Raw genomic sequence first — 26,308 nt, forward strand, 5'->3', positions numbered from 1 at the left:
CCCTTTCGTTGGGCGCTCGTTTTACATAATGAGGGTACTGGACATACTGACATGTGTAACAATATAAAGTGGCTTTTTTGCTACTTAAAATAAAAAAAATCCAATCCATATATGGAAGGAGCAAGACACCAAATGGCAAGAGAGTTCTCTTTAGAAAACACTCGTAATATTGGTATCATGGCTCACATCGATGCTGGTAAAACAACAGCTACTGAGCGTATTCTGTACTACACAGGACGTATTCACAAAATCGGTGAAACTCACGAAGGTGCATCTCAGATGGACTGGATGGAGCAAGAGCAAGAGCGTGGTATCACAATTACTTCTGCTGCAACTACAGCACAATGGAAAGGTCACCGTGTAAACATCATTGACACTCCAGGTCACGTAGACTTCACAGTAGAAGTAGAACGTTCTTTACGCGTACTTGATGGCGCGGTAGCAGTACTTGATGCACAATCTGGTGTAGAACCACAAACAGAAACTGTTTGGCGTCAGGCTACTACTTACGGCGTACCTCGTATCGTATTCGTTAACAAAATGGATAAAATCGGTGCTGACTTCTTATACTCTGTAGGAACAATCCACGATCGTTTACAAGCAAACGCACACCCAATTCAGTTACCAATCGGTGCTGAAGATGAGTTCAATGGTATCATTGACCTTGTTGAAGAATGTGCTTACATGTACGGTAACGATTTAGGAACAGACATTCAACGTGTTGAAATTCCTGAAGAGCATAAAGAACTAGCTGAAGAATACCGTGGAAAACTTATTGAAGCGGTAGCTGAGCTTGATGAAGAAATGATGATGAAGTACCTAGAAGGTGAAGAAATCACTGTAGAAGAGCTTAAAGCTGGTATCCGTAAGGCTACAACTTCTGTAGAATTCTTCCCAGTAATCTGTGGTTCTGCATTCAAAAACAAAGGTGTTCAAATTCTGTTAGACGCAGTTATCGACTACCTACCATCTCCATTAGACGTACCTGCTATTAAAGGTACTCTTCCGGATACAGATGAAGAAGTAGAACGTAAGTCTAGCGATGAAGAACCATTCGCAGCTTTAGCATTCAAAATCATGACTGACCCTTATGTTGGTAAGTTAACGTTCTTCCGTGTGTACTCTGGTGTGTTAAACTCTGGATCATACGTGAAAAACTCAACTAAAGGTAAGCGTGAGCGTGTAGGTCGTATCCTACAAATGCACGCTAACAGCCGTGAAGAGATTTCAACAGTTTACGCTGGTGATATCGCTGCTGCTGTAGGTTTAAAAGATACTACTACTGGTGATACTCTTTGTGACGAGAAGAGCCTTGTTATCCTTGAGTCTATGGAATTCCCAGAGCCAGTTATCTCTGTAGCTATCGAACCAAAATCAAAAGCTGACCAAGATAAAATGGGTACAGCATTATCTAAGCTTTCTGAAGAAGATCCAACATTCCGTGCTCACACTGACCAAGAAACTGGCCAAACAATCATCGCTGGTATGGGTGAACTTCACCTTGATATCATCGTTGACCGTATGCGCCGTGAATTCAAAGTTGAAGCAAACGTTGGTGCTCCTCAGGTAGCATACCGTGAGACTTTCCGCGCTGCTGCGAAAGTTGAAGGTAAGTTCGCTCGTCAATCTGGTGGACGTGGACAATTCGGTCACGTTTGGATTGAGTTTGAACCTAACGAAGAAGGTAAAGGATTCGAATTCGAAAACAAGATCGTCGGTGGTGTTGTTCCACGTGAATACATCCCAGCTGTAGGCGCAGGTCTTGAAGATGCACTTAAAAATGGTGTACTTGCTGGATATCCAGTAGTAGACATTAAAGCTGCATTAGTTGACGGATCTTACCATGATGTCGATTCATCTGAGATGGCGTTCAAAATCGCTGCATCTATGGCACTTAAAGCTGCGGTTTCTAAATGTAACCCAGTAATTCTTGAGCCAATGATGAAAGTTGAAGTTGTAATTCCTGAAGAGTACATGGGTGACATTATGGGTGACGTAACATCTCGTCGTGGACGTGTAGAAGGTATGGAAGCTCGCGGTAACGCTCAAGTTGTTCGCGCTATGGTTCCACTTTCTGAAATGTTCGGTTATGCAACGTCATTACGTTCTAACACTCAAGGACGCGGAACATTCTCTATGGTGTTTGACCACTATGAAGAAGTACCAAAGTCTGTTTCTGAAGAAATTATCAAAAAAAATAAAGGTGAATAATTGATTTTTATCGATTCTTCACGTATAACTACTTATGTAAGCTTAGAAAGTGGGACGCAAGTTTCACTTTCTAGCCTAAATATAAAATAACCTATATAAACTAAGGAGGAATTTAGAATGGCTAAAGCTAAATTCGAACGTTCTAAACCCCATGTTAACATCGGTACAATCGGCCACGTTGACCATGGTAAAACTACATTAACTGCTGCGATCACTACAGTACTTGCAAAAGCTGGTGGTGCTGAAGCACGCGGATACGATCAAATCGATGCTGCTCCAGAAGAAAGAGAGCGCGGTATCACAATCTCAACTGCACACGTTGAGTACGAAACTGAAACTCGTCACTATGCACACGTTGACTGCCCAGGTCACGCTGACTATGTTAAAAACATGATCACTGGTGCTGCTCAAATGGACGGCGGTATCTTAGTAGTATCTGCTGCTGATGGCCCAATGCCTCAAACTCGTGAGCACATCCTTCTTTCTCGTCAAGTAGGTGTACCTTACATCGTTGTATTCTTAAACAAATGCGACATGGTAGACGACGAAGAATTATTAGAATTAGTAGAAATGGAAGTTCGCGACCTATTATCTGAATACGGATTCCCAGGCGACGACATTCCTGTAATCAAAGGTTCTGCTCTTAAAGCTCTTCAAGGAGAAGCTGATTGGGAAGCAAAAATCATTGAATTAATGGCTGAAGTTGATGCTTACATCCCAACTCCAGAACGTGAAACTGACAAACCATTCTTAATGCCTGTAGAGGACGTATTCTCTATCACAGGTCGTGGTACAGTTGCTACTGGTCGTGTTGAGCGCGGTATCGTTAAAGTTGGTGACGTAGTAGAAATCATCGGTCTTGCTGAAGAAAATGCTTCTACAACTGTAACTGGTGTAGAGATGTTCCGTAAACTTCTTGACCAAGCTCAAGCTGGAGACAACATCGGTGCTTTACTTCGTGGGGTTGCTCGTGAAGACATCCAACGTGGACAAGTACTTGCAAAAAGCGGTTCTGTAAAAGCTCACGCTAAATTCAAAGCTGAAGTTTTCGTATTATCTAAAGAAGAAGGTGGACGTCACACTCCATTCTTCGCTAACTACCGTCCTCAGTTCTACTTCCGTACAACTGACGTAACTGGTATCATCCAATTACCAGAAGGTACTGAAATGGTAATGCCTGGTGACAACATCGAAATGACTATCGAACTTATCGCTCCAATCGCTATCGAAGAGGGAACTAAATTCTCTATTCGTGAAGGTGGACGTACAGTAGGTTACGGTGTAGTTGCTACTATCGTTGAGTAATCTTAACTGATATAAAAAACCCCGAGGGATTTTCCCTTGGGGTTTTTGTTTGCGTTTATATAATAAACAAAATGATTATTTAATGTTTTGACGAGTTTCTTCTATAGTAATATAAAATCAACAAAACCAAAATCCAGAAACTGTAAAATGAATTCTGCTAGATGAAAACTTGAAATTCTTTAAAGTGCCATGTATAATAGCAAAAGTAGAGAAAAGCAGATGCAAACAAAAAGATGCTTGCATCTAGACGAATAACATTGTATAATAGACAATGTTGGTCTTTGACTGCGATGAAGTGGAAGGTTGCTGACACACCCGGCCGCTTTGCCATGGCATGGTGTGGGGAAATTTCCATGGAGAAGGTCTATTTTAGAAATAGGCGAACGAAGGAGGGAAAATAATGGCAAAAGAAAAAATTCGTATCCGTTTAAAAGCTTACGATCACCGTATTCTTGATCAGTCAGCTGAGAAAATTGTAGAAACAGCTAAGCGTTCTGGGGCAACAGTTTCTGGTCCGATCCCATTACCAACTGAAAAAACTGTTTACACAATTCTTCGTGCTGTTCATAAGTACAAAGATTCTCGTGAGCAATTCGAAATGCGCACGCACAAACGTCTAATCGACATCGTGAGTCCTACTCCACAAACAGTAGATTCATTAATGCGTTTAGACTTACCATCTGGTGTAGATATCGAAATCAAACTATAATTTATATAACTTAAAAATGTAGGAGGTGTAACTCATGACCAAAGGAATCTTAGGAAGAAAGATCGGTATGACTCAAGTATTTGCTGAGAACGGTGAGTTAATCCCAGTAACAGTTATCGCTGCTAATCCAAACGTTGTTCTTCAAAAGAAAACAACTGAAACTGATGGCTACAACGCAATTCAGTTAGGATTTGAAGATAAGCGTGAAAAGTTAACTAACAAACCTGAACAAGGCCACACTGCTAAAGCATCTACAACTCCTAAGCGCTTCATTCGCGAAATCCGCGATGCAGACGTGGACGGATTAGAGGTTGGTCAAGAGGTAAAAGTTGACGTATTCGCTACAGGTGAAATCGTTGATGTAACAGGAATTTCTAAAGGTAAAGGTTTCCAAGGTGTTATCAAACGCCACGGACAATCTCGCGGACCTATGTCTCATGGTTCTCGCTATCACCGTCGTCCAGGTTCAATGGGCCCAGTTGCTCCGAACCGTGTATTCAAAGGCAAAAAACTTGCTGGACGTATGGGTGGAGACCAAGTTACTATCCAAAACTTAGAAATCGTTCAAGTTGACACTGAGCGCAACTTATTACTAGTAAAAGGTAACGTTCCAGGTGCTAAGAAATCTCTTGTAGTTGTTCAAGGCGCTGTGAAGGTTAGCAAATAATTCACAATAGGAAGGAGGAATTCCAATGCCAAAAGTTACTGTATATAACCAAACTGGTTCACAGGTTGGTGAAATCGAATTAGCTGAAGCTATTTTCGGTATCGAACCAAATGAAGCTGTACTTTTCGAAGCTGTAATGATGCAACGTGCATCTTTACGTCAAGGTACACACAAAGTAAAAACTCGCTCTGAAGTTCGCGGTGGTGGTCGTAAACCATGGCGTCAAAAAGGAACTGGACGTGCTCGTCAAGGGTCTATCCGCTCTCCTCAATGGCGTGGTGGTGGTACGGTATTCGGACCTACACCAAGAAGCTATGCGTACAAACTTCCTAAGAAAGTTCGTCGTTTAGCAATCAAATCTGCATTAGCTACTAAAGTAGTTGAGAACAACATTGTAGTTCTTGAAGACCTAGTGTTAAATGCACCAAAAACAAAAGATATGCTAGCAGTACTTAAAGGATTAACTGTTGAGAAGAAAGCTCTTATCGTAACTGCTGATGCAAACGAATCTGTAGAGTTATCTGCTCGCAATATCCCTGGAGTAACAGTAATCACTGCTGATGGCGTAAACGTTTTAGACGTGCTTCATCATGATAAGCTAATCATGACAAAAGCGGCAGTGGAAAAAGTAGAGGAGGTGCTTGCATAATGAGAGATCCTCGTGATATCATTAAGCGCCCAGTTATCACTGAACGTTCTATGGAAATGATGGCTGAAAAAAAATACACGTTCGATGTGGACGTTAAATCTAATAAAACAGAAGTTAAAGATGCTCTAGAAGCGATCTTTGGTGTTAAAGTAGAAAAAGTGAACATCATGAACTACAAGCCGAAAGCAAAACGCGTTGGTCGTCACGCTGGTTTTACTAGCCGTCGTCGTAAAGCAATCGTTAAGCTAACTGCTGACAGCAAAGAAATCGAAATCTTCCAAGGCGTTTAATTCTTACTAAAGAAGGAGGGAAATTGAGATGGGAATTAAAAAGTATAATCCAACTACTAACGGTCGTCGTAACATGACTACGAATGATTTCGCTGAAATCACGACTGACAGACCCGAAAAGTCTTTACTTGCTCCTTTAAGCAAAAAGGCTGGTCGTAATAACCAAGGTAAAATCACTGTACGTCATCAAGGTGGCGGACACAAGCGTCAATACCGTATCATCGACTTCAAACGTAACAAAGATGGAATTCCAGGACGCGTTGCTACGATCGAATACGATCCAAACCGCTCTGCGAATATCGCATTAATTAACTACGTTGACGGTGAAAAACGTTACATTCTTGCTCCTAAGAACTTAGAAGTAGGTATGGAAATTATGTCTGGCGCTGAAGCTGACATTAAAATCGGTAACGCATTACCATTAATCAACATTCCAGTAGGTACTGTTGTTCATAACATCGAGCTTAAACCAGGTCGTGGTGGACAATTAGTTCGTTCTGCTGGTACATCTGCACAAGTACTTGGTAAAGAAGGTAAATACGTTCTTGTACGTTTAACTTCTGGTGAAGTGCGTCTTGTATTATCTGCTTGCCGTGCAACTGTAGGTCAAGTTGGTAACGAGTCACACGAACTTATCAAGATCGGTAAAGCTGGTCGCTCTCGCTGGTTAGGTAAGCGCCCAACTGTTCGTGGTTCTGTAATGAACCCAGTTGATCACCCACACGGTGGTGGTGAAGGACGTTCACCAATCGGACGTAAGTCTCCAATGTCTCCATGGGGTAAACCAACTCTTGGATTCAAAACTCGTAAGAAAAACAAAGCGTCTGACAAATTCATCGTTCGTCGTCGTAAAAAATAATGGGATTGTAGTACGGTTCACTTTAAGAACCGTACGGCAATCACGAAGGGAGGCACCAAAATGGCTCGTAGCTTGAAAAAAGGACCATTTGTCGATGATCATTTAATGAGTAAAATTGCAAAGCTAAATGAAACTGAGCAAAAGCAAGTTGTTAAAACTTGGTCTCGTCGTTCAACGATCTTCCCTCAGTTCATCGGTCACACAATCGCTGTATATGACGGTCGTAAACATGTACCTGTATATGTTACTGAAGACATGGTAGGCCACAAGTTAGGTGAATTCGCACCAACTCGTACGTATAAAGGTCATGATGCTGACGATAAGAAAACTAGAAGATAATGAGAGGAGGCACTTCAATGCAAGCTAAAGCAGTAGCGAGAACAGTTCGTATTGCTCCTCGTAAAGTTCGTTTAGTTGTAGACTTAATCCGAGGTAAGCAAGTGGGTGAAGCGATTGCTATCCTTAACCACACACCAAAAACTGCTTCTCCAGTTGTAGAAAAAGTTTTAAAATCTGCAATCGCAAATGCAGAGCACAATTATGAAATGGACATTAACAACCTAGTTGTTGAGAAAGTTTTCGTTGACGAAGGTCCAACGTTAAAACGTTTCCGTCCACGTGCAATGGGTCGTGCAAGCCAAATTAACAAACGCACAAGCCACATCACAGTTGTGGTATCAGAAAAGAAGGAGGGATAATCGATGGGTCAAAAGGTTAATCCAATTGGTCTTCGTGTCGGCGTTATCCGTGACTGGGAATCTCGTTGGTTCGCTGAGAAAGATTACGCTACATTATTACATGAAGACATCAAAATCCGTGAGTACATTAATGTACGCTTAAAAGATTCTGCTGTTGCTAAAGTAGAAATCGAACGTGCAGCAAATCGTGTAAATGTTACAATTCACACTGCAAAACCTGGTATGGTAATTGGTAAAGGTGGTACTGAAGTTGAAGCACTTCGTAAAGCTCTTAACCAATTAACAGGCAAGCGTGTACACATCAACATTTTAGAAGTTAAGAGAGCTGATCTTAACGCTAAATTAGTAGGCGAAAACATCGCTCGTCAATTAGAAAACCGTGTATCATTCCGTCGTGCACAAAAGCAAGTTATTCAACGTGCTATGCGTGCAGGTGCTAAAGGTATTAAAACACAGGTTTCTGGTCGTCTTGGCGGAGCTGATATCGCTCGTGCAGAATCTTACAGTGAAGGAACTGTTCCACTTCATACACTTCGCGCTGATATTGACTATGCAGCAGTTGAAGCTGATACAACATACGGTAAATTAGGCGTAAAAGTATGGATCTACCGTGGAGAAGTCCTTCCTACAAAAAAGAAAGCTTCTGAGGAAGGAGGAAAATAATATGTTAATGCCAAAACGCGTAAAATATCGTAGAGAGCATCGTGGTAAAATGCGTGGTCGTGCTAAAGGTGGAACTGAAGTAGCTTTCGGTGAATTCGGTTTACAAGCACAAGCTGCTTCATGGATTACAAACCGTCAAATCGAAGCTGCTCGTCGTGCAATGACTCGTTACATGAAACGTGGCGGTAAAGTATGGATTAAAATTTTCCCTTCTAAACCTTACACTGCAAAACCTCTAGAAGTACGTATGGGTTCCGGTAAAGGGGCACCAGAAGGCTGGGTAGCAGTAGTAAAACCTGGGAAAATTATGTTCGAAATCGCGGGTGTATCTGAAGAGGTAGCACGCGAAGCATTACGTCTTGCAGCTCACAAGTTACCTGTGAAATGTAAATTCGTAAAACGTGAAGAAAATGGTGGTGAATCTAATGAAAACTAATGATATTCGTGAATTAACCACTGCCGAAATCGAAACAAAAGTTAAAGCTTTAAAGGAAGAGTTGTTTAATCTTCGCTTCCAACTTGCTACAGGACAATTAGAGAATCCAACTCGCATTCGTGAAGTGCGTAAGGCAATTGCTCGTATGAAAACTGTAGTTCGTGAAAGAGAGATCGGAATTAATCGATAAATTGAGGGGAGGTTTGCATAGTGAGCGAACGTAACCAACGCAAAGTTTATACTGGTCGTGTAGTGTCTGACAAAATGGACAAAACGATTACAGTTTTAGTTGAAACTTACAAAACTCATTCCTTGTACGGAAAACGTGTTAAGTATTCTAAGAAGTACAAAGCCCATGATGAGCAAAACCAAGCGAAACTTGGCGATATCGTAAAAATCATGGAAACTCGCCCGCTTTCTGCTACTAAGCGTTTCCGTTTAGTTGAAATCGTTGAAGAAGCGGTTATTATCTAAATAGACGAATCGGAATTTTTAGTCCGAAGGGAGGTTTCATAACATGATCCAACAAGAATCTCGTTTGAAAGTTGCTGACAACTCTGGTGCACGTGAACTTTTAACAATTAAAGTATTAGGCGGCTCTGGTCGTAAATATGCTAACATTGGTGACATTATCGTTGCTACGGTAAAACAAGCAACACCAGGTGGCGTTGTTAAAAAAGGTGACGTTGTTAAAGCAGTAGTAGTACGTACGAAGAGCGGTGCTCGTCGTCCGGATGGTTCTTACATCAAATTTGATGAAAACGCAGCGGTTATCATTAAAGACGATAAGAGCCCACGTGGTACTCGTATCTTCGGACCAGTAGCTCGTGAATTACGTGATAGCAACTTCATGAAGATCGTTTCTTTAGCTCCAGAAGTTCTATAATTTAAGGTATTGCCTTGCTAAGGAGGTGCAGAATTAAGATGCATGTAAAAAAAGGTGATAAAGTACAGGTAATCACTGGTAAAGACAAAGGAAAACAAGGCGTTATCCTTGTGGCTTTCCCAAAGCAAAACCGTGTTATCGTTGAGGGTGTCAATATCGTTAAGAAGCACTCTAAGCCATCTCAATTAAATCCACAAGGTGGAATTATTACTAAAGAAGCACCTATTCACGTTTCTAACGTTATGATTTTAGATCCGAAAACAGGTGAACCTACTCGCGTAGGCTTCAAAGTAGAAGATGGTAAAAAAGTTCGTATTGCAAAAAAATCTGGTGAATTATTAGATAAATAATTTTCTTAAGAAAGGAGGTCACTTCATTGAATCGCCTTAAAGAGAAGTTCCAAAAGGAAATTACTCCTGCTCTAGTGAGCAAGTTTAACTATAAATCTGTAATGCAGGTACCAAAAATCGAAAAGATCGTAATCAACACTGGTGTTGGTGACGCGGTATCTAACTCAAAAGCGTTAGACAACGCAGTAGAAGAATTAACACAAATCACAGGTCAAAAACCTGTTGTAACGCGTGCTAAAAAATCAATCGCTGGTTTCCGTCTTCGTGAAGGTATGCCAATCGGTGCGAAAGTAACTTTACGCGGCGAGCAAATGTATGAGTTCTTCGACAAATTAGTATCAGTTTCTTTACCACGTGTACGTGATTTCCGTGGTGTTTCTAAGAAATCATTCGATGGTCGTGGAAACTATACATTAGGTGTTAAAGAGCAACTTATTTTCCCTGAGATTGATTATGATAAAGTAAGCAAAGTCCGCGGTATGGACATCGTAATCGTTACTACAGCGAAAACTGATGAAGAAGCTCGTGAACTGTTAACACAATTCGGTATGCCATTCCAAAAATAATGGAAGCCAACGCTAAGTAGAGGAGGCGAAAACGTGGCTAAAAAATCTATGATAGCGAAACAAAAGCGTACTCCTAAGTTTAAAGTACAAGAGTATACACGTTGCGAACGCTGCGGTCGTCCGCATTCTGTATACCGCAAATTTAAACTTTGCCGTATTTGTTTCCGTGAACTTGCATATAAAGGTCAAATTCCTGGTGTTAAAAAAGCTAGTTGGTAAAACCCACAAATGGGAAGGAGGTAAAACACATGGTGATGACAGATCCAATTGCAGACATGCTTACTCGCATCCGTAATGCGAACATGGTACGTCATGAGAAATTAGAGGTTCCTGCTTCTAAAATCAAAAAAGAGATCGCTGAACTTTTAAAACGTGAAGGTTTCATTCGTGATGTAGAATACATCGAGGATAACAAACAAGGTATCCTTCGTATTTTCCTGAAATATGGTGCAAACAATGAACGTGTAATCACTGGATTAAAACGTATCAGTAAACCTGGCTTACGCGTTTACGCTAAAGCTGACGAAGTACCACGTGTACTTAACGGATTAGGTATCGCTCTTGTTTCTACATCTAAGGGAGTAATGACAGACAAAGACGCTCGTCAATTACAAACTGGTGGAGAAGTAGTAGCATACGTTTGGTAATATATATTTAAAACGAACGGAGGTGTGACCACATGTCTCGTATTGGTAAAAAGATTCTTGAAATCCCTGCAGGTGTTACTATTACAGTTGCAGAAGACAATACTGTAACAGTAAAAGGCCCTAAAGGTGAATTAACTCGTACTTTCAATGCTGATATGCTTATCAAAATTGAAGAGAATACATTAACAGTTGAGCGTCCATCTGAACAGAAGGAACACCGTGCATTACACGGTACAACTCGTGCTTTAATCGGAAACATGGTTGAAGGTGTAACTGAAGGTTTCGCACGCGGACTTGAATTAGTCGGTGTTGGTTACCGTGCTCAAAAACAAGGTGATAAACTTGTATTAAGCGTAGGTTATTCTCATCCAGTAGAAATGACTCCGGAAGCAGGTCTTGAAGTTGAAGTACCTGCACCAACTAAGATCGTAATCAAAGGTATCGACAAGCAACGTGTTGGCGAATTCGCTGCTAACATCCGTGCTGTACGTGCTCCTGAGCCTTACAAAGGTAAAGGTATTCGTTACGAAGGCGAAGTTGTTCGTCGTAAAGAAGGTAAAACTGCTAAGTAAACCCGTTAGGTGAGAGAAAGGAGTGACAAGAATGATCACTAAAGCTGATAAAAATGCGACTCGTAAGAAAAGACATGCACGTGTACGTGCTAAACTTACTGGTACTGCAGAGCGTCCACGTTTAAACGTGTTCCGTTCTAACCAACATATTTACGCTCAAGTTATTGATGATGTGAATGGTGTAACGTTAGTAAGTGCATCTACTCTTGATAAAGACCTTGCTCTTAACGGTACTAGCAATATTGAAGCTGCTACGAAAGTTGGAGAATCAGTTGCTAAGCGTGCTGTAGAGAAAGGCGTTAAAGAAGTAGTATTTGATCGCGGTGGTTACTTATACCATGGCCGTGTTAAAGCTCTAGCTGAAGCTGCTCGTGAGGCTGGATTACAATTTTAATGGTCAAAGGAGGGAAAATTGATGCATCGCATTGACCCAAGTAAATTAGAACTTGAAGAACGTGTAGTTACGATAAATCGTGTCGCGAAAGTTGTTAAGGGTGGTCGTCGTTTCCGCTTTGCTGCACTAGTTGTAGTTGGCGATAAAAACGGTCATGTTGGATTCGGTACTGGTAAAGCACAAGAGGTACCAGACGCAATCCGCAAAGCTATCGAAGACGCTAAGAAAAACTTAATCGCTGTACCATTAGTTGGTACAACAATTCCACACACAATCAACGGTCATTTTGGCGCTGGTGAAGTATTCTTAAAGCCTGCTGCTGAGGGTACTGGTGTTATTGCTGGTGGACCTGTTCGTGCGGTCCTTGAATTAGCAGGTGTACAAGATATTCTTTCGAAATCTCTTGGTTCTAACACACCAATCAACATGATTCGCGCTACTGTGAACGGATTAAGCGAACTTAAGCGCGCTGAAGATGTTGCAAAATTACGCGGTAAATCTGTAGAAGAGCTACTAGGTTAAGGAGGGAAAACAAATGGCGAAAAAGTTAGAAATTACCCTCACTCGTAGTGTAATTGGTCGTCCACAAGATCAACGTGCGACGGTAGAAGCTTTAGGTCTTAAAAAGTTGAATTCAACTGTAGTTAAGGAAGAAACTCCTGCTATTCTTGGTATGATCAACAAAGTTTCTCACCTTGTAACTGTAAAAGAAGCTTAAGGATAACTCATTAATATAAGGAGGTGCCTGGGAATGAAACTTCATGAATTAAAACCTGCAGAAGGTTCTCGTAAAGTACGTAACCGTGTCGGTCGTGGTATCGGTTCTGGTAACGGTAAAACTGCTGGTAAAGGTCATAAAGGACAAAACGCACGTTCTGGCGGCGGTGTTCGTCTTGGCTTCGAAGGTGGTCAAACTCCATTATTCCGTCGTTTACCAAAACGCGGCTTCACAAACATTAACCGTAAAGAGTTTGCTATTGTAAACTTATCAACGTTAAATCGTTTTGAAGATGGTACAGAAGTAACACCTGAATTATTGCTGGAAACTGGCGTTATCAGCAAATTAAACGACGGTGTTAAAATTCTTGCAAGCGGCGCAGTAGAGAAAAAACTAACTGTTAAAGCGCACAAGTTCTCTTCAAGTGCTAAAGAAGCAATTGAAGCAGTTGGCGGATCAGTTGAGGTGATCTAATGTTTCGTACAATCTCCAACTTTATGCGCGTTGCTGAGATAAGACGTAAAATATTATTCACTTTAGCGATGTTAATCGTATTCAGGATTGGCACGTTTATCCCCGTGCCATTTACAAATGGAGACGTACTGAAGGCACAAGATCAATTAAATGCTTTAGGTATTCTAAATACATTTGGCGGTGGAGCCTTGAAAAACTTCTCCATCTTTGCGATGGGAATCATGCCGTATATTACAGCATCCATCATCGTGCAATTATTGCAGATGGATGTTGTTCCTAAATTTTCGGAATGGGCGAAGCAAGGTGAAATGGGCCGTCGTAAATTAACGCAATTCACGCGTTATTTTACAATTGTTCTTGCGTTTATTCAGGGGTTTGGTATGTCAATCGGTTTTAACGGTATGGTAGGTGGACAATTAATTTTGAATCCTGGTTGGAGCACTTATTTATACATTGCTACGGTACTGACTGCTGGTACTGCATTTTTAATGTGGTTAGGTGAACAGATTACAGCTAAAGGTGTAGGTAATGGTATTTCCATCCTAATCTTTGGTGGTATTGCCGCAGCGATCCCAAGTGTTATATCTCAAGTGTATCAGCAACAGTTTCAAAATATCGGAGATCAATTGTTCATGAGTATCGTTAAAGTTGCATTGATCTTACTAGCTGTGCTAGCAGTTATTGTGGGTGTTATTTTCATTCAACAGGCTGTTAGAAAGATCCCAATTCAATATGCGAAGCGTGTAACAGGAGGAAATGGTGGTTATGCTGGAGCACAAAACACACATTTACCGCTTAAGGTAAATAGTGCTGGTGTTATTCCAGTAATTTTTGCTGTTTCATTCTTAATTACGCCTCCGACTATTGCACAGTTCTTCCCGAAACATGATGTATCGCAGTGGATTATTGCAAACTTTAACTATTCTCACCCAGTGGGAATGATCATATATGTTGCGCTCATTGTAGCCTTCACATATTTCTATGCGTTTGTTCAGGTTAATCCAGAGCAAATGTCAGAGAATCTAAACAAACAAGGTGGATATGTTCCAGGTATTCGTCCGGGTAAGAATACGGAACAATATCTAACAAAAATCTTGTATCGTTTGACCTTTGTAGGATCAATTTTCCTAGCAGCGATTGCAATCTTACCAGTTATCTTTACGAAGCTGGGAAATCTTCCTCCATCTGCACAGATCGGTGGAACGAGTATGTTAATCGTTGTCGGCGTTGCTTTAGAAACAATGAAGCAGCTAGAAAGCCAACTGGTAAAACGCCATTACAAAGGGTTTATCAAGCAGTGAGTAAGTGGGAAGTATTGTCTTCCCTACATGCTCATGTACTCTGAGGGGGAACAAGGATGAACTTAATTTTAATGGGGCTTCCTGGTGCTGGTAAAGGTACACAAGCCGAACAGATTGTTGCCAAGTATAACATCCCTCACATCTCAACAGGAGATATGTTCCGTGCAGCTATGAAGGCTGAAACTGAAATGGGTTTACAAGCAAAATCTTTTATTGATAAAGGTGCACTTGTTCCAGATGAAGTTACAATCGGAATCGTTCGTGAACGTTTAAGTCAAGAAGACTGCGTAAGAGGCTTCTTATTAGATGGTTTCCCACGAACTGTTGCACAAGCATCAGCTCTTGAAGAGATTATGAAAGATCTTGGCAAAAAAATCGACTATGTTTTAAACATTAATGTGGATTCAGGGTTGTTATTAAAACGCCTTACAGGCCGTCGCATTTGTAAAGAGTGCGGTGCGACTTACCACTTAGAATTCAATGCGCCAGCAAAAGCTGACGTGTGTGATAAATGTGGTGGCGAATTATATCAACGCTCTGATGACAATGAAGAAACTGTAGCAAATCGCTTAGATGTAAATATTAAGCAAACTAAACCTTTGCTTGATTTCTACGAGGAGCTTGGTTACCTACAAAGCATTAATGGTGAGCAAGATATCAATAAAGTATTTGCTGATATCGATGTTCTCATCGGAGGCTTAGCGTAATGATAATCTGCAAAACTCCTCGCGAGATAGAAATCATGCGAGAAGCTGGCAGGATCGTTGCTTTAACTCATCAAGAGTTAAAACAACACATTACTCCAGGAATTACAACGAAAGAGCTCGATCAAATAGCGGAAAAGACGATTCAAAAATATGGTGCTACGCCATCTTTTAAAGGATACAACGGATTTCCGGGGAGCATATGTGCTTCTGTAAATGAAGAGCTTGTACACGGAATTCCAGGAAAGCGCAAGCTCAAAGAGGGCGATATCATCAGTATCGATATTGGTGCGAAATACAATGGGTACCATGGAGATTCTGCATGGACGTATCCAGTTGGAAACATTTCTGAATCTGTTCAAAAGCTACTTGATGTCACAGAAAAATCGTTGTATCTTGGTCTAGAACAAGTAAAACCAGGCGAGAGATTATCAAATATCTCACATGCGGTTCAAACCCATGCTGAAGAGAATGGATTCTCGATCGTTAGGGAGTATGTTGGTCACGGAATCGGGCAAGACTTACATGAGGACCCTCAAATCCCGCACTATGGTCCACCAAATAGAGGCCCTAGATTAAAGCCGGGAATGGTCATCTGTGTTGAGCCGATGGTGAATCAAGGAAGACGATATGTAAAAACACTATCTGATGACTGGACAGTGGTAACGGTAGATGGTAAATGGTGTGCCCATTTTGAGCACACGATTGCTCTTACAGAAGCAGGATACGAAATCCTTACCACTTTATAAGTAGCTGGCTCTCCGGGATTTCAGAGCAGTGTAAAATGTTACTGATTTGATGAAGGGAGAACTATTGAATGGCTAAAGATGATGTAATTGAAGTCGAAGGTACCGTTCTTGAAACGTTGCCAAATGCTATGTTCAAAGTAGAATTAGAGAATGGGCATGTCGTATTGGCTCACGTTTCTGGTAAAATCCGTATGAACTTCATTCGTATTTTACCAGGAGACAAAGTTACGGTAGAATTATCTCCGTACGATTTAAATCGTGGTCGTATTACGTACCGTTTTAAATAATATAGCACTCCGTAATCTTTAAGGAGGTTCGAGACATGAAAGTAAGACCGTCAGTTAAACCAATCTGCGAAAAATGTAAAGTTATTCGTAGACGTGGAAAAGTAATGGTTATTTGTGAAAACCCTAAACATAAACAAAAACAAGGTTAATCAGAAGGAGGTGCATTCGTAATGGCACGTATCGCAGGTGTAGATATTCCTCGAGACAAACGCGTTGTTATTTCTTTAACTTACGTATTCGGCATTGGTCGCACAACTGCTGAAAAAATTCTTGCAGAAGCAGGTATTTCTGAAGAAACACGAGTTCGTGATTTAACGGAAGACGAATTAGGACGTATCCGTGATATCATCGATCGTATTAAAGTTGAGGGAGACCTTCGTCGTGAAGTATCTCTTAACATCAAACGTCTAATGGAGATCGGTTCTTACCGTGGTCTTCGTCACCGTCGTGGTTTACCAGTTCGTGGTCAAAACTCTAAAAACAATGCTCGTACACGTAAAGGTCCACGTCGTACAGTAGCAAATAAAAAGAAATAATAAGTAAAGGAGGTTGAACTAACAATGGCACGTAAAACAAACACTCGTAAAAAACGTGTGAAAAAGAATATTGAAGCTGGTGTAGCTCATATTCGTTCTACTTTCAACAACACAATCGTAACACTTACAGATACTCACGGTAACGCACTTTCTTGGTCTAGTGCTGGTGCACTTGGTTTCCGTGGATCTCGTAAATCTACTCCATTCGCTGCGCAAATGGCTGCTGAAACTGCTGCTAAAGCTGCAATGGAGCACGGTTTAAAAACTTTAGAGGTTACTGTTAAAGGTCCTGGTGCTGGTCGTGAAGCTGCAATTCGTGCTCTTCAAGCTGCAGGTCTAGAAGTAACAGCAATTAGAGATGTTACTCCAGTTCCTCATAATGGATGTCGTCCACCAAAACGTCGTCGTGTGTAATTTTTCTGTATAGAATTTTCCCTTTTGTCTATAATGGATATGATGCATTATCGAGAAATTTCGTACAGAAACATCGCTTGTTGTGCACAATCGGGAACTGCCTAAGGGGGACTTTCGGTTAGACAGGGGTTATACCTTTGTTTAACCGGGGTTTCGACGTTTTGAAGGAGGGTTTAGTTAATGATTGAAATCGAAAAGCCGAAAATCGAAACGGTTGAACTTAACGAAGATGCTAAATATGGTAAATTCGTAATTGAACCGCTTGAGCGTGGATATGGTACTACGTTGGGTAACTCCTTACGTCGTATTCTTTTATCTTCACTCCCTGGTGCCGCTGTTACTGCTATCCAAATCGATGGCGTATTACATGAATTTTCAACAGTTGAGGGCGTAGTAGAAGACGTTACAACGATCATCTTAAACTTGAAAAAGTTAGCTCTTAAAATCTACTCTGAAGAAGAGAAGACGTTGGAAATTGATGTGCAGGGCGAAGGTATTGTCACAGCTGCTGATATTACTCACGATAGTGATGTAGAAATCTTAAATCCAGATTTACACATTGCAACGTTAGCAAAAGATGCGCATTTCCGCGTGCGTTTAACTGCAAAGCGTGGCCGTGGGTATACGCCAGCTGATGCAAATAAAAGCGAAGATCAACCAATAGGAGTAATTCCTATTGATTCTATTTATACTCCAGTATCACGTGTGACTTACCAAGTGGAAAAGACACGTGTCGGACAAGTGGCTAATTATGATAAGCTTACGCTTGATGTATGGACGGATGGAAGCATCGGGCCAAAAGAAGCTATCTCTTTAGGTGCCAAAATCTTAACTGAGCATTTAAATATCTTTGTTGGTTTAACTGATGAAGCACAAAATGCTGAGATTATGGTCGAGAAGGAAGAAGATCAAAAAGAGAAAGTTCTTGAGATGACTATCGAAGAACTAGACCTTTCTGTTCGTTCTTATAATTGCCTAAAACGTGCAGGAATTAATACTGTACAAGAGCTTGCGAACAAAACAGAAGAAGATATGATGAAAGTTCGTAACTTAGGACGTAAATCCTTAGAAGAAGTTAAACATAAACTTGAGGAATTAGGTTTAGGTTTACGTAAAGACGACTGAGGATTTAAACCCATCAACAAAGGAGGGAACTACGAATGGCATACAGAAAATTAGGCCGTACAAGTGCGCAACGTAAAGCTATGTTACGTGACTTAGCTACTGATTTAATTATCAACGAGCGCATCCAAACGACAGAAACTCGTGCAAAAGAACTTCGTTCTGTAGTGGAAAAAATGATCACTTTAGGTAAACGCGGAGATCTTCATGCTCGTCGTCAAGCAGCAGCTTTCATTCGCAATGAAGTAGCTAACGCTGAGACTGGTCAAGATGCACTTCAAAAACTATTCGCTGATGTAGCTCCACGCTATGCTGAGCGCCAAGGCGGATACACTCGTATTGCAAAAATTGGTCCACGTCGCGGAGACGCAGCACCAATGGTAATTATCGAGTTAGTATAATGATAATTAAAAGGGCAGGACAGTTCTTTTCAAGAAACTGGTCATGGCCCTTTTTTTTAAATATAAAAATAGGCTTACTTGGCGAAGGAAAGGGTGCCTTGTATTGAAAAAAGAGAAACTTCGGACAGAAAATATATCATTTCAATATCCTGGTGCAGCCACTTATGCATTAAAAGATGTTTCATTCTCCTTATATGAAGGAGAATGGGTATCTGTTATTGGACAAAACGGTTCTGGGAAGTCTACACTTGCAAAATTATTGAATGGTTTGTTTTTGCCGGAAGCAGGGACAATTACAGTAAATGATGCAATGGTTTTGTCAGAGGAAACGGTATGGGATGTTCGAAAACAAATTGGGATGGTATTTCAAAATCCAGATAATCAATTTGTTGGAACAACAGTGCAAGATGACGTTGTCTTTGGTTTAGAGAATATCGGAATGCCAAGAGAGCAAATGGTAGAAAGATTAGATCAGGCCTTACGACTAGTCCGTATGGAAGATTTTCTTAATGATGAGCCACATTCGTTATCTGGTGGGCAAAAGCAGCGAGTAGCAATAGCAGGCGTTTTAGCACTTCAGCCATCTATTTTGATATTAGATGAAGCAACGTCAATGCTAGACCCTCAAGGGAGACGTGAAGTGGTAGAAACGGTTAGACAACTTGTTAATGAAAAAGGTATTACCGTGTTATCAATTACTCACGATTTAGAAGAAGCGGCACAGTCAGACCGTGTCATTATTTTAAATAAGGGAGAGATATTAGAGGAAGGGACTCCAGAACAAATTTTCAAGTCCTCTCATATGCTCCAAGAAATTGGATTAGATGTACCATTTTCAGTGAAAATAGCAGAATTATTAAAAAGAAATGAAATTCTCTTGCAAAATACGCATCTTACAATGGAAAGCTTGGTGAACGAACTTTGGAGATTACATTCCAAAAAGTAGAACATCGTTATCAATATAAAACTCCATTTGAAAGACGCGCACTTTATGATGTAGACGTGTCGTTTCCAAGTGGGGGCTATTATGCCATTATCGGTCATACTGGTTCAGGTAAGTCGACGATGATTCAACATTTAAATGGTTTATTGCAGCCGACAAATGGCACAGTTCAAATTGGTGAACATTTCATTTCGGCAGGAAAGAAAGAAAAAAAGCTAAAGCCACTACGTAAAAAGGTAGGGGTTGTCTTTCAATTTCCAGAACATCAGTTGTTTGAAGAGACTGTGGAGAAAGATATTTGCTTCGGACCTACTAATTTTGGTGTATCTGTAGAAGAAGCGCAGCAAAAGGCAAGAGAGGCAATTGAACTTGTAGGGTTAGAACCAGAACTGTTAGTACGTTCACCATTTGAGTTAAGTGGTGGGCAAATGAGGCGTGTTGCGATAGCAGGCGTATTAGCGATGGAACCCGAAGTGCTTGTATTAGATGAACCTACAGCAGGACTAGATCCAAAAGGGCAAAATGAACTTATGGAGATGTTTTATAAGCTACATAAGGAGAAAGGCCTTACAGTTATCCTTGTAACGCATAATATGGAGGATGCTGCTAAATATGCCGAGCAGATTGTAGTCATGCATAAAGGAACGGTCTTTTTGCAAGGAAGTGCAGAGGAAGTATTTTCACATGCTGATGAACTAGAGAAAATTGGCGTGGATCTTCCTATGTCTTTAAAGTATAAACGTGCAATTGAAGAGAAGTTTGGCATTTCAATCCCAAAGGCTACCTTATCTTTAGAGGATCTTACTCATGAAGTTGTGCAGGTGTTACGAAAAGGTGGTCATGAATCATGCAGCAGTTGATTATTGGAAGATATATTCCAGGGAATTCTCTTATTCATCAACTTGATCCACGTACGAAGCTGCTGATTGTCTTTTTATATGTATTTGTTGTTTTCTTAGCAAATAATGCGATTTCATATGGATTTTTATTTTTATATGCACTCATTGCTTTATTTTTTGCAAAAGTGCCGATTCGTTATGTACTTTCGGGCTTAAAACCAATTCTATGGATTTTTCTTTTTACATTTTTCCTGCATATTTTTACAAATAAAGAAGGGGAAGTACTATTCCAGCTTGGTTGGTTTTCGATACATGAAAAAGGATTAGAGCAAGGAATATACATTTCTATACGATTCTTCGTTATTATTTTAATGACGACATTATTAACGTTAACGACGACACCCATTGAGATTACAGATGGTTTGGAGACGTTATTAAAGCCGTTGAAGCGTATAAAAGTTCCTGTTCATGAAATCGCATTAATGATGTCAATTTCTCTTCGTTTTATTCCGACATTAATGGATGAAACGAGTAAAATAATGAAGGCACAATCGTCACGTGGTATTGATTTTGCAGGGGGACCGATAAAAGATAGGATGAAAGCTATCATTTCACTACTCGTTCCTCTATTTATCAGTGCTTTTAAACGTGCAGAGGACTTAGCAATTGCTATGGAAGCCCGTGGATATCAAAGTGGCGAAGGACGTACTAAATTCAGGCAACTACGCTGGAAAACAAGCGATACAGTAACGATTATAAGCTTACTTTGTTTAGCTTGTATTTTGGCATGGGTGCGATCGTAATGGAGAATAAAGAAATGGATAGAATAAAATGTACGGTTGCATATGATGGCATGCATTTTTGTGGTTATCAAATTCAACCGCAGCATCGTACTGTTCAACAAGAAATAGAGAAAGCTTTACAGAAATTGCATAAAGGGGAACTTGTCCGTGTTCAGGCATCGGGCAGAACAGATTCTACTGTTCATGCTAAAGGACAAGTGATACACTTTGATACACCGTTGTCTCTTAAAGAGTGGCAATGGAGCAATGCATTAAACACAATGTTACCAGATGATATTGTTATCACACAGGTAGAGAAAAAAACAGAAGAATTTCATGCACGTTACGGTGTCGAGAGAAAAGAATATCGTTATCGTGTATTATTATCAAAGACTGCGGATGTATTCCGTAGAAATTACGTATATCAATATCCATATCCGCTCGAAATAAACGCTATAAGAAAAGCGATCCCTTATTTTATTGGAACGCATGATTTCACTTCTTTTTGTTCGGCAAAAACTGACAAAAAAGATAAAGTGAGAACAATTTATGAAATTGAGCTAATTGAGCAAGACGACGAATTAATTTTTCGTTTTGTAGGTAATGGATTTTTATATAATATGGTCAGGATTATTGTTGGTACGTTACTGAGCGTAGGGCAAGGAAAGCTTGATCCGGATAGCATTCCAGAGATTCTAGCGAAACAAAATCGTCAGTTTGCTGGAAAGATGGCTCCTGGTCATGGGCTTTATTTATGGCAGGTAAACTATAACAACTAATCCTGGTGTAACATTTGCTTGACATTAGAAACTCAAAAGTATATCATAACATATGGTATTGTTTCTAAAACCACGATTAGCCCCGGAAGGAAATCGTGTTTAAGATAAACAATAGATTTTTTCTATGGAAAAGATAACGAGGAGGGAAACACATGCGTACGACTTTTATGGCAAAAGCTAACGAAGTTGAGCGTAAATGGTATGTGGTTGATGCTGAAGGTCAAACTTTAGGTCGCCTTGCTAGTGAAGTAGCATCCATTTTACGTGGTAAAAACAAACCTACATTTACACCACACGTTGACACGGGTGATCATGTAATTATTATTAACGCTGAGAAAATTCATTTAACAGGTAATAAATTAAACGATAAAATTTACTACCGTCACACTAACCACCCAGGTGGACTTAAACAAAGAACAGCTCTTGAAATGCGTACAAACTACCCTGTACAAATGTTAGAGCTTGCAATTAAAGGCATGCTTCCAAAAGGACGCTTAGGCCGTCAAGTTTCTAAGAAACTAAACGTGTATGCTGGAGCAGAGCATCCACACCAAGCACAAAAACCAGAAGTTTACGAACTTCGCGGATAATCAATTAAAGGAGGGCTTACTTTGGCACAGGTTCAATACTATGGCACTGGACGTCGTAAGAGTTCAGTAGCGCGCGTACGCCTAGTTCCAGGCGAAGGACGCGTTATCATTAACGGTCGTGATTTTGAAAACTATATCCCATTTGCTGCATTACGTGAAGTAGTGAAACAACCTCTAGTTGCAACAGAAACTTTAGGTAACTACGATGTACTTGTAAACGTAAATGGTGGTGGATACACTGGTCAAGCTGGTGCTATTCGTCACGGTATTTCTCGCGCTTTATTAAAAGCTGATCCAGAATACCGTCTAACACTAAAACGTGCAGGTCTATTAACTCGTGACGCACGTATGAAAGAGCGTAAAAAATACGGTCTTAAAGGCGCACGTCGTGCACCTCAGTTCTCAAAACGTTAATTTTTGCGAACTACAAACCCCAACCATTTTGGTTGGGGTTTTTTTATGTTTCATTCCTCTTTTGAAATTTTTGTAGTTTGGAATATTTTAGTGCTATCCTCTCGCGTATGCTTCTTCTTTAGAAGTTTAGACTAATACGTATTAGGGAGGTTTATAAGTACTATGAATGTCATTGTCAGCTTACAAGAAAAACAAAAAGAAAAGCAGTTGAAATATGAGCGGAAGATGCTGCGGGAATTATCATTAAAAACATTACGTTCAAATATTAGAGATGCCTTTCAGATGCAGGAACTTCATCGTCAGTATGAAGATTACTGCATTGAATTAGGGATAGAATCGTATTTATTAGGAGCGAGGTATAGCAAATTTGGTTATTATGGCGAATCGTTCTTTGATGTGAAATATAGGGCCTTAGAAGAAGAGCGACAATTAACGGAAACACTATTTCAATTTTTAACGAGCATGACTATGCGGGAGATTAAGTTACAAGATGAGGAATTACTTTTTGAATCTTGCCAGCAGTTTATCGGCTTATGGTGGCAGGAAGGATATGAAAAAGGTGAAAGAAGATATCGATTAAAGCTTCATTAAGACAAGCATAAACTTTCCTCTTGTCCCATATAAGTAATTAGAGGGACTAGCTGGAGGAGGAAAGGTATGAAGAGAATTCGAATTATCTCTTTTGCACTCGCTGCGGTTATTTTGTTTTTTTTAGTAAAACAAGAATTTCAAATTACAAAATCGTGGCGAGCTTGGAATTTACCCTTATCAGGGAAAGTAATCGTATTAGATGCTGGGCATGGTGGACCAGACGGAGGGGCTGTTGGTGGCAAGGATATTGTAGAAAAAGATATTACGCTTGAGATTACAAAGAAGGTACAAGATTATTTACAAGAACAAGGTGCACTAGTTATTTTAACACGTGAGGGAGATTATGATTTAGCCCAGAAAGATACAAAGTCATATAGTAGACGTAAAGCAGAAGATTTAAAAAAACGTGTAGAGATTATTAATAAACCCGATGTAGACTTTTTTGCAAGTATCCATTTAAATGCTTTAACGAGTAGTGGATCGAAAGGCGCACAAACGTTCTATTACCGTTCTTCAATTGAAAATGAACGTGCTGCGAAATTTATACAAGCTGAGTTGAGAACGAGTTTAGAGAATACAAATCGTTCTGCTAAAACAATTTCTCATGTGTATTTATTAAAGTATGCGAAAACACCAGGCGCTTTAATTGAAGCTGGCTTTTTATCGAATGTAAATGAAAGATATATGTTAAATTCGGAGAAATATCAGCAAAAGGTAGCGGCTGCAGTATATCGTGGTATATTACGTTATTTCACGGAAAAAGGAAATCCTCCAGAATAAGGAGGATTTTTTTGCGTTTCTCTCGTTAACGAAGTTTTCCGAAAATATGTTATACTGGAAATGTAAACGCATTTATTTAAAAAGTGAAGAGAGATATATTTAATTAACATTATGTTATTTTTCATACAGGGGGCTGGGCTAATTATGGTAACGAAAGAACAAGTAGTGGAAGCGCTAGAGGGGATTGTAGATCCGTTTTTACATAAAACGTTAAAAGAAACAGGGGCAATTAAAGAGGTAACAGTCAAGCCTGAGAAGGGACATGTAAGTGTGAAAATTGCAATTGTAAAAACCGGTACAGCGGAACAAATGCAATTGCAATCTGGAATTGTAAAGTTAGTAAAAGAACTGGGAGCAGCAACAGTAGGGCTTCGCTTTGCAGAATTTACAGAAGAGGAATTAGCTCAGTTTGCACCAGAACAAGAAGAAGAGCAAACTGAATCCTTATTGTCACCAAATTCGAAAACGACATTTTTAGCAGTGGCGAGTGGAAAAGGTGGAGTAGGAAAATCAACAGTTTCTGTTAACCTTGCTATCGCTCTAGCTCGTTTAGGGAAAAAGGTTGGTATCATTGATGCTGATATTTATGGTTTTAGCGTACCTGATATGATGGGGATAGAAAAACGCCCTGTAGTAAGAGGAGATAAAATCATTCCAGTGGAGCGTCTAGGTGTAAAGGTAATCTCAATGGGGTTCTTTGTAGAAGATAATGCACCGGTTATTTGGAGAGGGCCTATGCTTGGGAAAATGTTAAATCATTTCTTTACAGAAGTAGAATGGGGCGATTTAGATTATTTAGTTTTAGATTTACCACCAGGTACAGGTGATGTTGCGCTAGACTTACATTCGATGTTGCCGGCTTGTAAAGAGATTATTGTCACAACACCCCATCCAACAGCGGCATTTGTAGCAGCACGTGCCGGAGCAATGGCTTTACGTACAGAACATAGTATTCTTGGTGTTGTTGAAAATATGGCTTATTTTGAAAGTAAAACAACTGGCGAAAAAGAATATGTGTTTGGAAGAGGTGGAGGAGATAAATTAGCTACAGAACTTCAAACAGAAGTACTTGGCCGAATCCCGCTTCAACAACCTGATTGGAATAAAGAAGATTTTGCGCCGTCAGTATATGAAGATACGCATACGACAGGTCTTATTTATCGCACAATAGCTGAAACGGTAATTGATAAAACAGCTGTTGCACAAAAATAAAATAATAATGAGTGGATGATACATATATTGTCCACTCATTATTATCGTTATTATTTTTACTGCTGTTCCTTTTTACCTGCTTGGGAACCACCTTCACCGCCGGCTTCCTTTTTATCAGAACCACTTTTTTCGGCTTTTTGGACACCTTTACTAATAATATCAATCATCTTAGCTTGGAAGAGTGGGCTTTCAGCAGTTTCTGTTAGTACTTGTTGTAAATATTGCCGGTATTCTTTGCTCTTCATCGTTTGTAACATCATTTTTTCTACTTCAGGGTTTTTCATAATTTCTATAACGCCTGCTTGGTATTCAGGGTCTTTTAGTAATGTTTTCATTAAGGCTGTTTGTTCTTTTCCCATACTTTTAGCGAATTTCGATGAGAACTCAGGGTCTTTAAAGAGCTTTTCCCAGAATTGTTGCCCTTTATCGGATACCATTGCATCTTCAATCGTTTTCTTTACCACTGTTTCATCTAGTATGAGTGCTTGTTTCATTTTTTCATCAGTTAACACATCTTGAATGGCTTTCTTACCTTGGTCGGTTTTTAAAATATCAACAATCATTTTCTTCGTTTGATCATAATCAAGTTCGGACTTTGCTTCTTTTTCTTGTGCACATGCTACAAGTACAAGGAATAGAAAAGAAGAAGTCAAAACGAGCAGCATCCGTTTCATAAGTTGGAACTCCTTTCAGCACAGTTCTCTCTTTTTAATATAAATATCTTTAAGGAATTTATACATGAACATGGCTAGCTTTTTGAAATTGTCATT

The 26,308-nt window shown here is 40.0% G+C and carries 42 protein-coding genes; 41 read left to right on the forward strand and 1 reads right to left on the reverse strand.

Annotated elements, in window-relative coordinates:
- Positions 1–132 precede the first annotated feature (132 nt).
- From fusA to EKQ63_RS02570, 41 genes are all read left to right on the forward strand, one after another.
- Positions 133–2,211 (forward strand): elongation factor G, encoded by a 2,079-nt coding sequence (fusA, locus tag EKQ63_RS02365; protein ID WP_087951331.1) that lies wholly within the window; start codon positions 133–135, stop codon positions 2,209–2,211.
- Between the two features lie 117 nt (positions 2,212–2,328).
- Positions 2,329–3,516, forward strand: a complete 1,188-nt coding sequence (gene tuf, locus EKQ63_RS02370) for an elongation factor Tu (RefSeq protein ID WP_001029614.1) — start codon at positions 2,329–2,331, stop codon at positions 3,514–3,516.
- Positions 3,517–3,916: 400 nt separating this feature from the next.
- Positions 3,917–4,225, forward strand: coding sequence for a 30S ribosomal protein S10 (gene rpsJ / locus EKQ63_RS02380; RefSeq protein ID WP_001040596.1), 309 nt, complete (start codon positions 3,917–3,919; stop codon positions 4,223–4,225).
- A 34-nt stretch (positions 4,226–4,259) separates the two neighbouring features.
- Positions 4,260–4,892 (forward strand): 50S ribosomal protein L3, encoded by a 633-nt coding sequence (gene rplC / locus EKQ63_RS02385; RefSeq protein ID WP_000160207.1) that lies wholly within the window; start codon positions 4,260–4,262, stop codon positions 4,890–4,892.
- Positions 4,893–4,917: 25 nt separating this feature from the next.
- Entirely contained in the window at positions 4,918–5,541 is a 624-nt protein-coding gene (gene rplD, locus EKQ63_RS02390; RefSeq protein WP_001127258.1) for a 50S ribosomal protein L4, read from the forward strand.
- Positions 5,541–5,831: a 50S ribosomal protein L23 gene (gene rplW, locus EKQ63_RS02395; RefSeq protein WP_001205558.1), complete on the forward strand. Its 291-nt coding sequence runs from the start codon at positions 5,541–5,543 to the stop codon at positions 5,829–5,831. The genes rplD and rplW overlap by 1 nt, the downstream gene beginning before the upstream one ends.
- Before the next feature lie 28 nt (positions 5,832–5,859).
- On the forward strand, positions 5,860–6,690 hold the full coding sequence (gene rplB, locus EKQ63_RS02400) for a 50S ribosomal protein L2 (protein ID WP_000511580.1): 831 nt from the start codon (positions 5,860–5,862) through the stop codon (positions 6,688–6,690).
- Between the two features lie 60 nt (positions 6,691–6,750).
- The gene (gene rpsS / locus EKQ63_RS02405; RefSeq protein WP_000124453.1) at positions 6,751–7,029 is read left to right on the forward strand and encodes a 30S ribosomal protein S19; all 279 of its coding nucleotides are present in this window, start codon (positions 6,751–6,753) and stop codon (positions 7,027–7,029) included.
- A 17-nt stretch (positions 7,030–7,046) separates the two neighbouring features.
- Positions 7,047–7,388: a 50S ribosomal protein L22 gene (rplV, locus tag EKQ63_RS02410; protein WP_001148024.1), complete on the forward strand. Its 342-nt coding sequence runs from the start codon at positions 7,047–7,049 to the stop codon at positions 7,386–7,388.
- A gap of 3 nt (positions 7,389–7,391) precedes the next feature.
- Positions 7,392–8,051 carry a 30S ribosomal protein S3 gene (gene rpsC / locus EKQ63_RS02415; RefSeq protein WP_000529956.1) on the forward strand — a complete coding sequence of 220 codons (660 nt, stop codon included), beginning with the start codon at positions 7,392–7,394 and terminating at the stop codon, positions 8,049–8,051.
- A 1-nt stretch (position 8,052) separates the two neighbouring features.
- Positions 8,053–8,487 (forward strand): 50S ribosomal protein L16, encoded by a 435-nt coding sequence (rplP, locus tag EKQ63_RS02420; protein WP_000928971.1) that lies wholly within the window; start codon positions 8,053–8,055, stop codon positions 8,485–8,487.
- On the forward strand, positions 8,477–8,677 hold the full coding sequence (rpmC, locus tag EKQ63_RS02425; RefSeq protein WP_000855718.1) for a 50S ribosomal protein L29: 201 nt from the start codon (positions 8,477–8,479) through the stop codon (positions 8,675–8,677). The genes rplP and rpmC overlap by 11 nt, the downstream gene beginning before the upstream one ends.
- A gap of 20 nt (positions 8,678–8,697) precedes the next feature.
- Complete coding sequence (gene rpsQ / locus EKQ63_RS02430; RefSeq protein WP_000004106.1) at positions 8,698–8,961, forward strand: 30S ribosomal protein S17; 264 nt, start codon at positions 8,698–8,700, stop codon at positions 8,959–8,961.
- A gap of 43 nt (positions 8,962–9,004) precedes the next feature.
- Entirely contained in the window at positions 9,005–9,373 is a 369-nt protein-coding gene (gene rplN, locus EKQ63_RS02435) for a 50S ribosomal protein L14 (RefSeq protein WP_000615912.1), read from the forward strand.
- Between the two features lie 38 nt (positions 9,374–9,411).
- On the forward strand, positions 9,412–9,723 hold the full coding sequence (rplX, locus tag EKQ63_RS02440; protein WP_000558200.1) for a 50S ribosomal protein L24: 312 nt from the start codon (positions 9,412–9,414) through the stop codon (positions 9,721–9,723).
- 26 nt (positions 9,724–9,749) lie between these two features.
- Positions 9,750–10,289, forward strand: coding sequence for a 50S ribosomal protein L5 (gene rplE, locus EKQ63_RS02445; protein WP_001080831.1), 540 nt, complete (start codon positions 9,750–9,752; stop codon positions 10,287–10,289).
- A gap of 33 nt (positions 10,290–10,322) precedes the next feature.
- Positions 10,323–10,508 carry a 30S ribosomal protein S14 gene (gene rpsN, locus EKQ63_RS02450; protein ID WP_001085700.1) on the forward strand — a complete coding sequence of 62 codons (186 nt, stop codon included), beginning with the start codon at positions 10,323–10,325 and terminating at the stop codon, positions 10,506–10,508.
- Positions 10,509–10,537: 29 nt separating this feature from the next.
- Positions 10,538–10,936: a 30S ribosomal protein S8 gene (rpsH, locus tag EKQ63_RS02455; protein WP_000245511.1), complete on the forward strand. Its 399-nt coding sequence runs from the start codon at positions 10,538–10,540 to the stop codon at positions 10,934–10,936.
- A 32-nt stretch (positions 10,937–10,968) separates the two neighbouring features.
- Positions 10,969–11,508: a 50S ribosomal protein L6 gene (rplF, locus tag EKQ63_RS02460; protein ID WP_000086558.1), complete on the forward strand. Its 540-nt coding sequence runs from the start codon at positions 10,969–10,971 to the stop codon at positions 11,506–11,508.
- Between the two features lie 31 nt (positions 11,509–11,539).
- Positions 11,540–11,902 carry a 50S ribosomal protein L18 gene (gene rplR / locus EKQ63_RS02465; RefSeq protein WP_000628816.1) on the forward strand — a complete coding sequence of 121 codons (363 nt, stop codon included), beginning with the start codon at positions 11,540–11,542 and terminating at the stop codon, positions 11,900–11,902.
- A 21-nt stretch (positions 11,903–11,923) separates the two neighbouring features.
- Positions 11,924–12,424 carry a 30S ribosomal protein S5 gene (gene rpsE, locus EKQ63_RS02470; protein WP_000554646.1) on the forward strand — a complete coding sequence of 167 codons (501 nt, stop codon included), beginning with the start codon at positions 11,924–11,926 and terminating at the stop codon, positions 12,422–12,424.
- Positions 12,425–12,437: 13 nt separating this feature from the next.
- Positions 12,438–12,620 carry a 50S ribosomal protein L30 gene (gene rpmD / locus EKQ63_RS02475; RefSeq protein WP_001085234.1) on the forward strand — a complete coding sequence of 61 codons (183 nt, stop codon included), beginning with the start codon at positions 12,438–12,440 and terminating at the stop codon, positions 12,618–12,620.
- A 33-nt stretch (positions 12,621–12,653) separates the two neighbouring features.
- Positions 12,654–13,094, forward strand: a complete 441-nt coding sequence (gene rplO / locus EKQ63_RS02480) for a 50S ribosomal protein L15 (protein ID WP_143880705.1) — start codon at positions 12,654–12,656, stop codon at positions 13,092–13,094.
- Positions 13,094–14,395: a preprotein translocase subunit SecY gene (gene secY / locus EKQ63_RS02485; RefSeq protein ID WP_000490114.1), complete on the forward strand. Its 1,302-nt coding sequence runs from the start codon at positions 13,094–13,096 to the stop codon at positions 14,393–14,395. Before rplO ends, secY begins: the two co-directional genes overlap by 1 nt.
- A gap of 56 nt (positions 14,396–14,451) precedes the next feature.
- Complete coding sequence (locus EKQ63_RS02490; protein WP_001048992.1) at positions 14,452–15,102, forward strand: adenylate kinase; 651 nt, start codon at positions 14,452–14,454, stop codon at positions 15,100–15,102.
- Entirely contained in the window at positions 15,102–15,848 is a 747-nt protein-coding gene (gene map, locus EKQ63_RS02495) for a type I methionyl aminopeptidase (RefSeq protein WP_000582539.1), read from the forward strand. Before EKQ63_RS02490 ends, map begins: the two co-directional genes overlap by 1 nt.
- A 68-nt stretch (positions 15,849–15,916) precedes the next feature.
- On the forward strand, positions 15,917–16,135 hold the full coding sequence (infA, locus tag EKQ63_RS02500) for a translation initiation factor IF-1 (RefSeq protein ID WP_001029884.1): 219 nt from the start codon (positions 15,917–15,919) through the stop codon (positions 16,133–16,135).
- A gap of 35 nt (positions 16,136–16,170) precedes the next feature.
- Positions 16,171–16,284, forward strand: a complete 114-nt coding sequence (gene rpmJ, locus EKQ63_RS02505) for a 50S ribosomal protein L36 (RefSeq protein WP_000868344.1) — start codon at positions 16,171–16,173, stop codon at positions 16,282–16,284.
- 21 nt (positions 16,285–16,305) lie between these two features.
- On the forward strand, positions 16,306–16,671 hold the full coding sequence (gene rpsM, locus EKQ63_RS02510; RefSeq protein WP_000090788.1) for a 30S ribosomal protein S13: 366 nt from the start codon (positions 16,306–16,308) through the stop codon (positions 16,669–16,671).
- Between the two features lie 24 nt (positions 16,672–16,695).
- Entirely contained in the window at positions 16,696–17,085 is a 390-nt protein-coding gene (gene rpsK, locus EKQ63_RS02515) for a 30S ribosomal protein S11 (protein ID WP_000101799.1), read from the forward strand.
- 180 nt (positions 17,086–17,265) lie between these two features.
- The gene (locus tag EKQ63_RS02520; protein ID WP_000569643.1) at positions 17,266–18,210 is read left to right on the forward strand and encodes a DNA-directed RNA polymerase subunit alpha; all 945 of its coding nucleotides are present in this window, start codon (positions 17,266–17,268) and stop codon (positions 18,208–18,210) included.
- 35 nt (positions 18,211–18,245) lie between these two features.
- Entirely contained in the window at positions 18,246–18,608 is a 363-nt protein-coding gene (gene rplQ, locus EKQ63_RS02525) for a 50S ribosomal protein L17 (RefSeq protein WP_000331490.1), read from the forward strand.
- Positions 18,609–18,711: 103 nt separating this feature from the next.
- Positions 18,712–19,554, forward strand: coding sequence for an energy-coupling factor ABC transporter ATP-binding protein (locus EKQ63_RS02530; protein ID WP_139869733.1), 843 nt, complete (start codon positions 18,712–18,714; stop codon positions 19,552–19,554).
- Entirely contained in the window at positions 19,530–20,411 is an 882-nt protein-coding gene (locus EKQ63_RS02535; protein WP_087951333.1) for an energy-coupling factor ABC transporter ATP-binding protein, read from the forward strand. The genes EKQ63_RS02530 and EKQ63_RS02535 overlap by 25 nt, the downstream gene beginning before the upstream one ends.
- Entirely contained in the window at positions 20,399–21,193 is a 795-nt protein-coding gene (locus EKQ63_RS02540; protein WP_001186532.1) for an energy-coupling factor transporter transmembrane component T family protein, read from the forward strand. Before EKQ63_RS02535 ends, EKQ63_RS02540 begins: the two co-directional genes overlap by 13 nt.
- Positions 21,194–21,207: 14 nt before the next feature.
- Positions 21,208–21,951 (forward strand): tRNA pseudouridine(38-40) synthase TruA, encoded by a 744-nt coding sequence (truA, locus tag EKQ63_RS02545; protein ID WP_087951339.1) that lies wholly within the window; start codon positions 21,208–21,210, stop codon positions 21,949–21,951.
- A gap of 152 nt (positions 21,952–22,103) precedes the next feature.
- A complete protein-coding gene (gene rplM / locus EKQ63_RS02550; protein WP_001260793.1) occupies positions 22,104–22,541 on the forward strand; it encodes a 50S ribosomal protein L13 in 438 nt (145 codons plus the stop codon).
- 21 nt (positions 22,542–22,562) lie between these two features.
- The gene (gene rpsI, locus EKQ63_RS02555; protein WP_000079986.1) at positions 22,563–22,955 is read left to right on the forward strand and encodes a 30S ribosomal protein S9; all 393 of its coding nucleotides are present in this window, start codon (positions 22,563–22,565) and stop codon (positions 22,953–22,955) included.
- A gap of 162 nt (positions 22,956–23,117) precedes the next feature.
- Positions 23,118–23,546 carry a DUF2521 family protein gene (locus EKQ63_RS02560; RefSeq protein ID WP_087951334.1) on the forward strand — a complete coding sequence of 143 codons (429 nt, stop codon included), beginning with the start codon at positions 23,118–23,120 and terminating at the stop codon, positions 23,544–23,546.
- Between the two features lie 66 nt (positions 23,547–23,612).
- Positions 23,613–24,326 (forward strand): N-acetylmuramoyl-L-alanine amidase CwlD, encoded by a 714-nt coding sequence (gene cwlD, locus EKQ63_RS02565; RefSeq protein ID WP_000822436.1) that lies wholly within the window; start codon positions 23,613–23,615, stop codon positions 24,324–24,326.
- A gap of 144 nt (positions 24,327–24,470) precedes the next feature.
- Entirely contained in the window at positions 24,471–25,538 is a 1,068-nt protein-coding gene (locus tag EKQ63_RS02570; RefSeq protein ID WP_087951335.1) for an Mrp/NBP35 family ATP-binding protein, read from the forward strand.
- Between the two features lie 56 nt (positions 25,539–25,594).
- Here the strand turns inward: EKQ63_RS02570 and gerD are convergent, their stop codons facing one another.
- Entirely contained in the window at positions 25,595–26,212 is a 618-nt protein-coding gene (gene gerD, locus EKQ63_RS02575) for a spore germination protein GerD (RefSeq protein WP_087951336.1), read from the reverse strand.
- Positions 26,213–26,308: the final 96 nt, after the last annotated feature.

The sequence above is a fragment of the Bacillus sp. BD59S genome, assembly GCF_007363175.1.
GTDB classification, from domain to species: domain Bacteria; phylum Bacillota; class Bacilli; order Bacillales; family Bacillaceae_G; genus Bacillus_A; species Bacillus_A pacificus.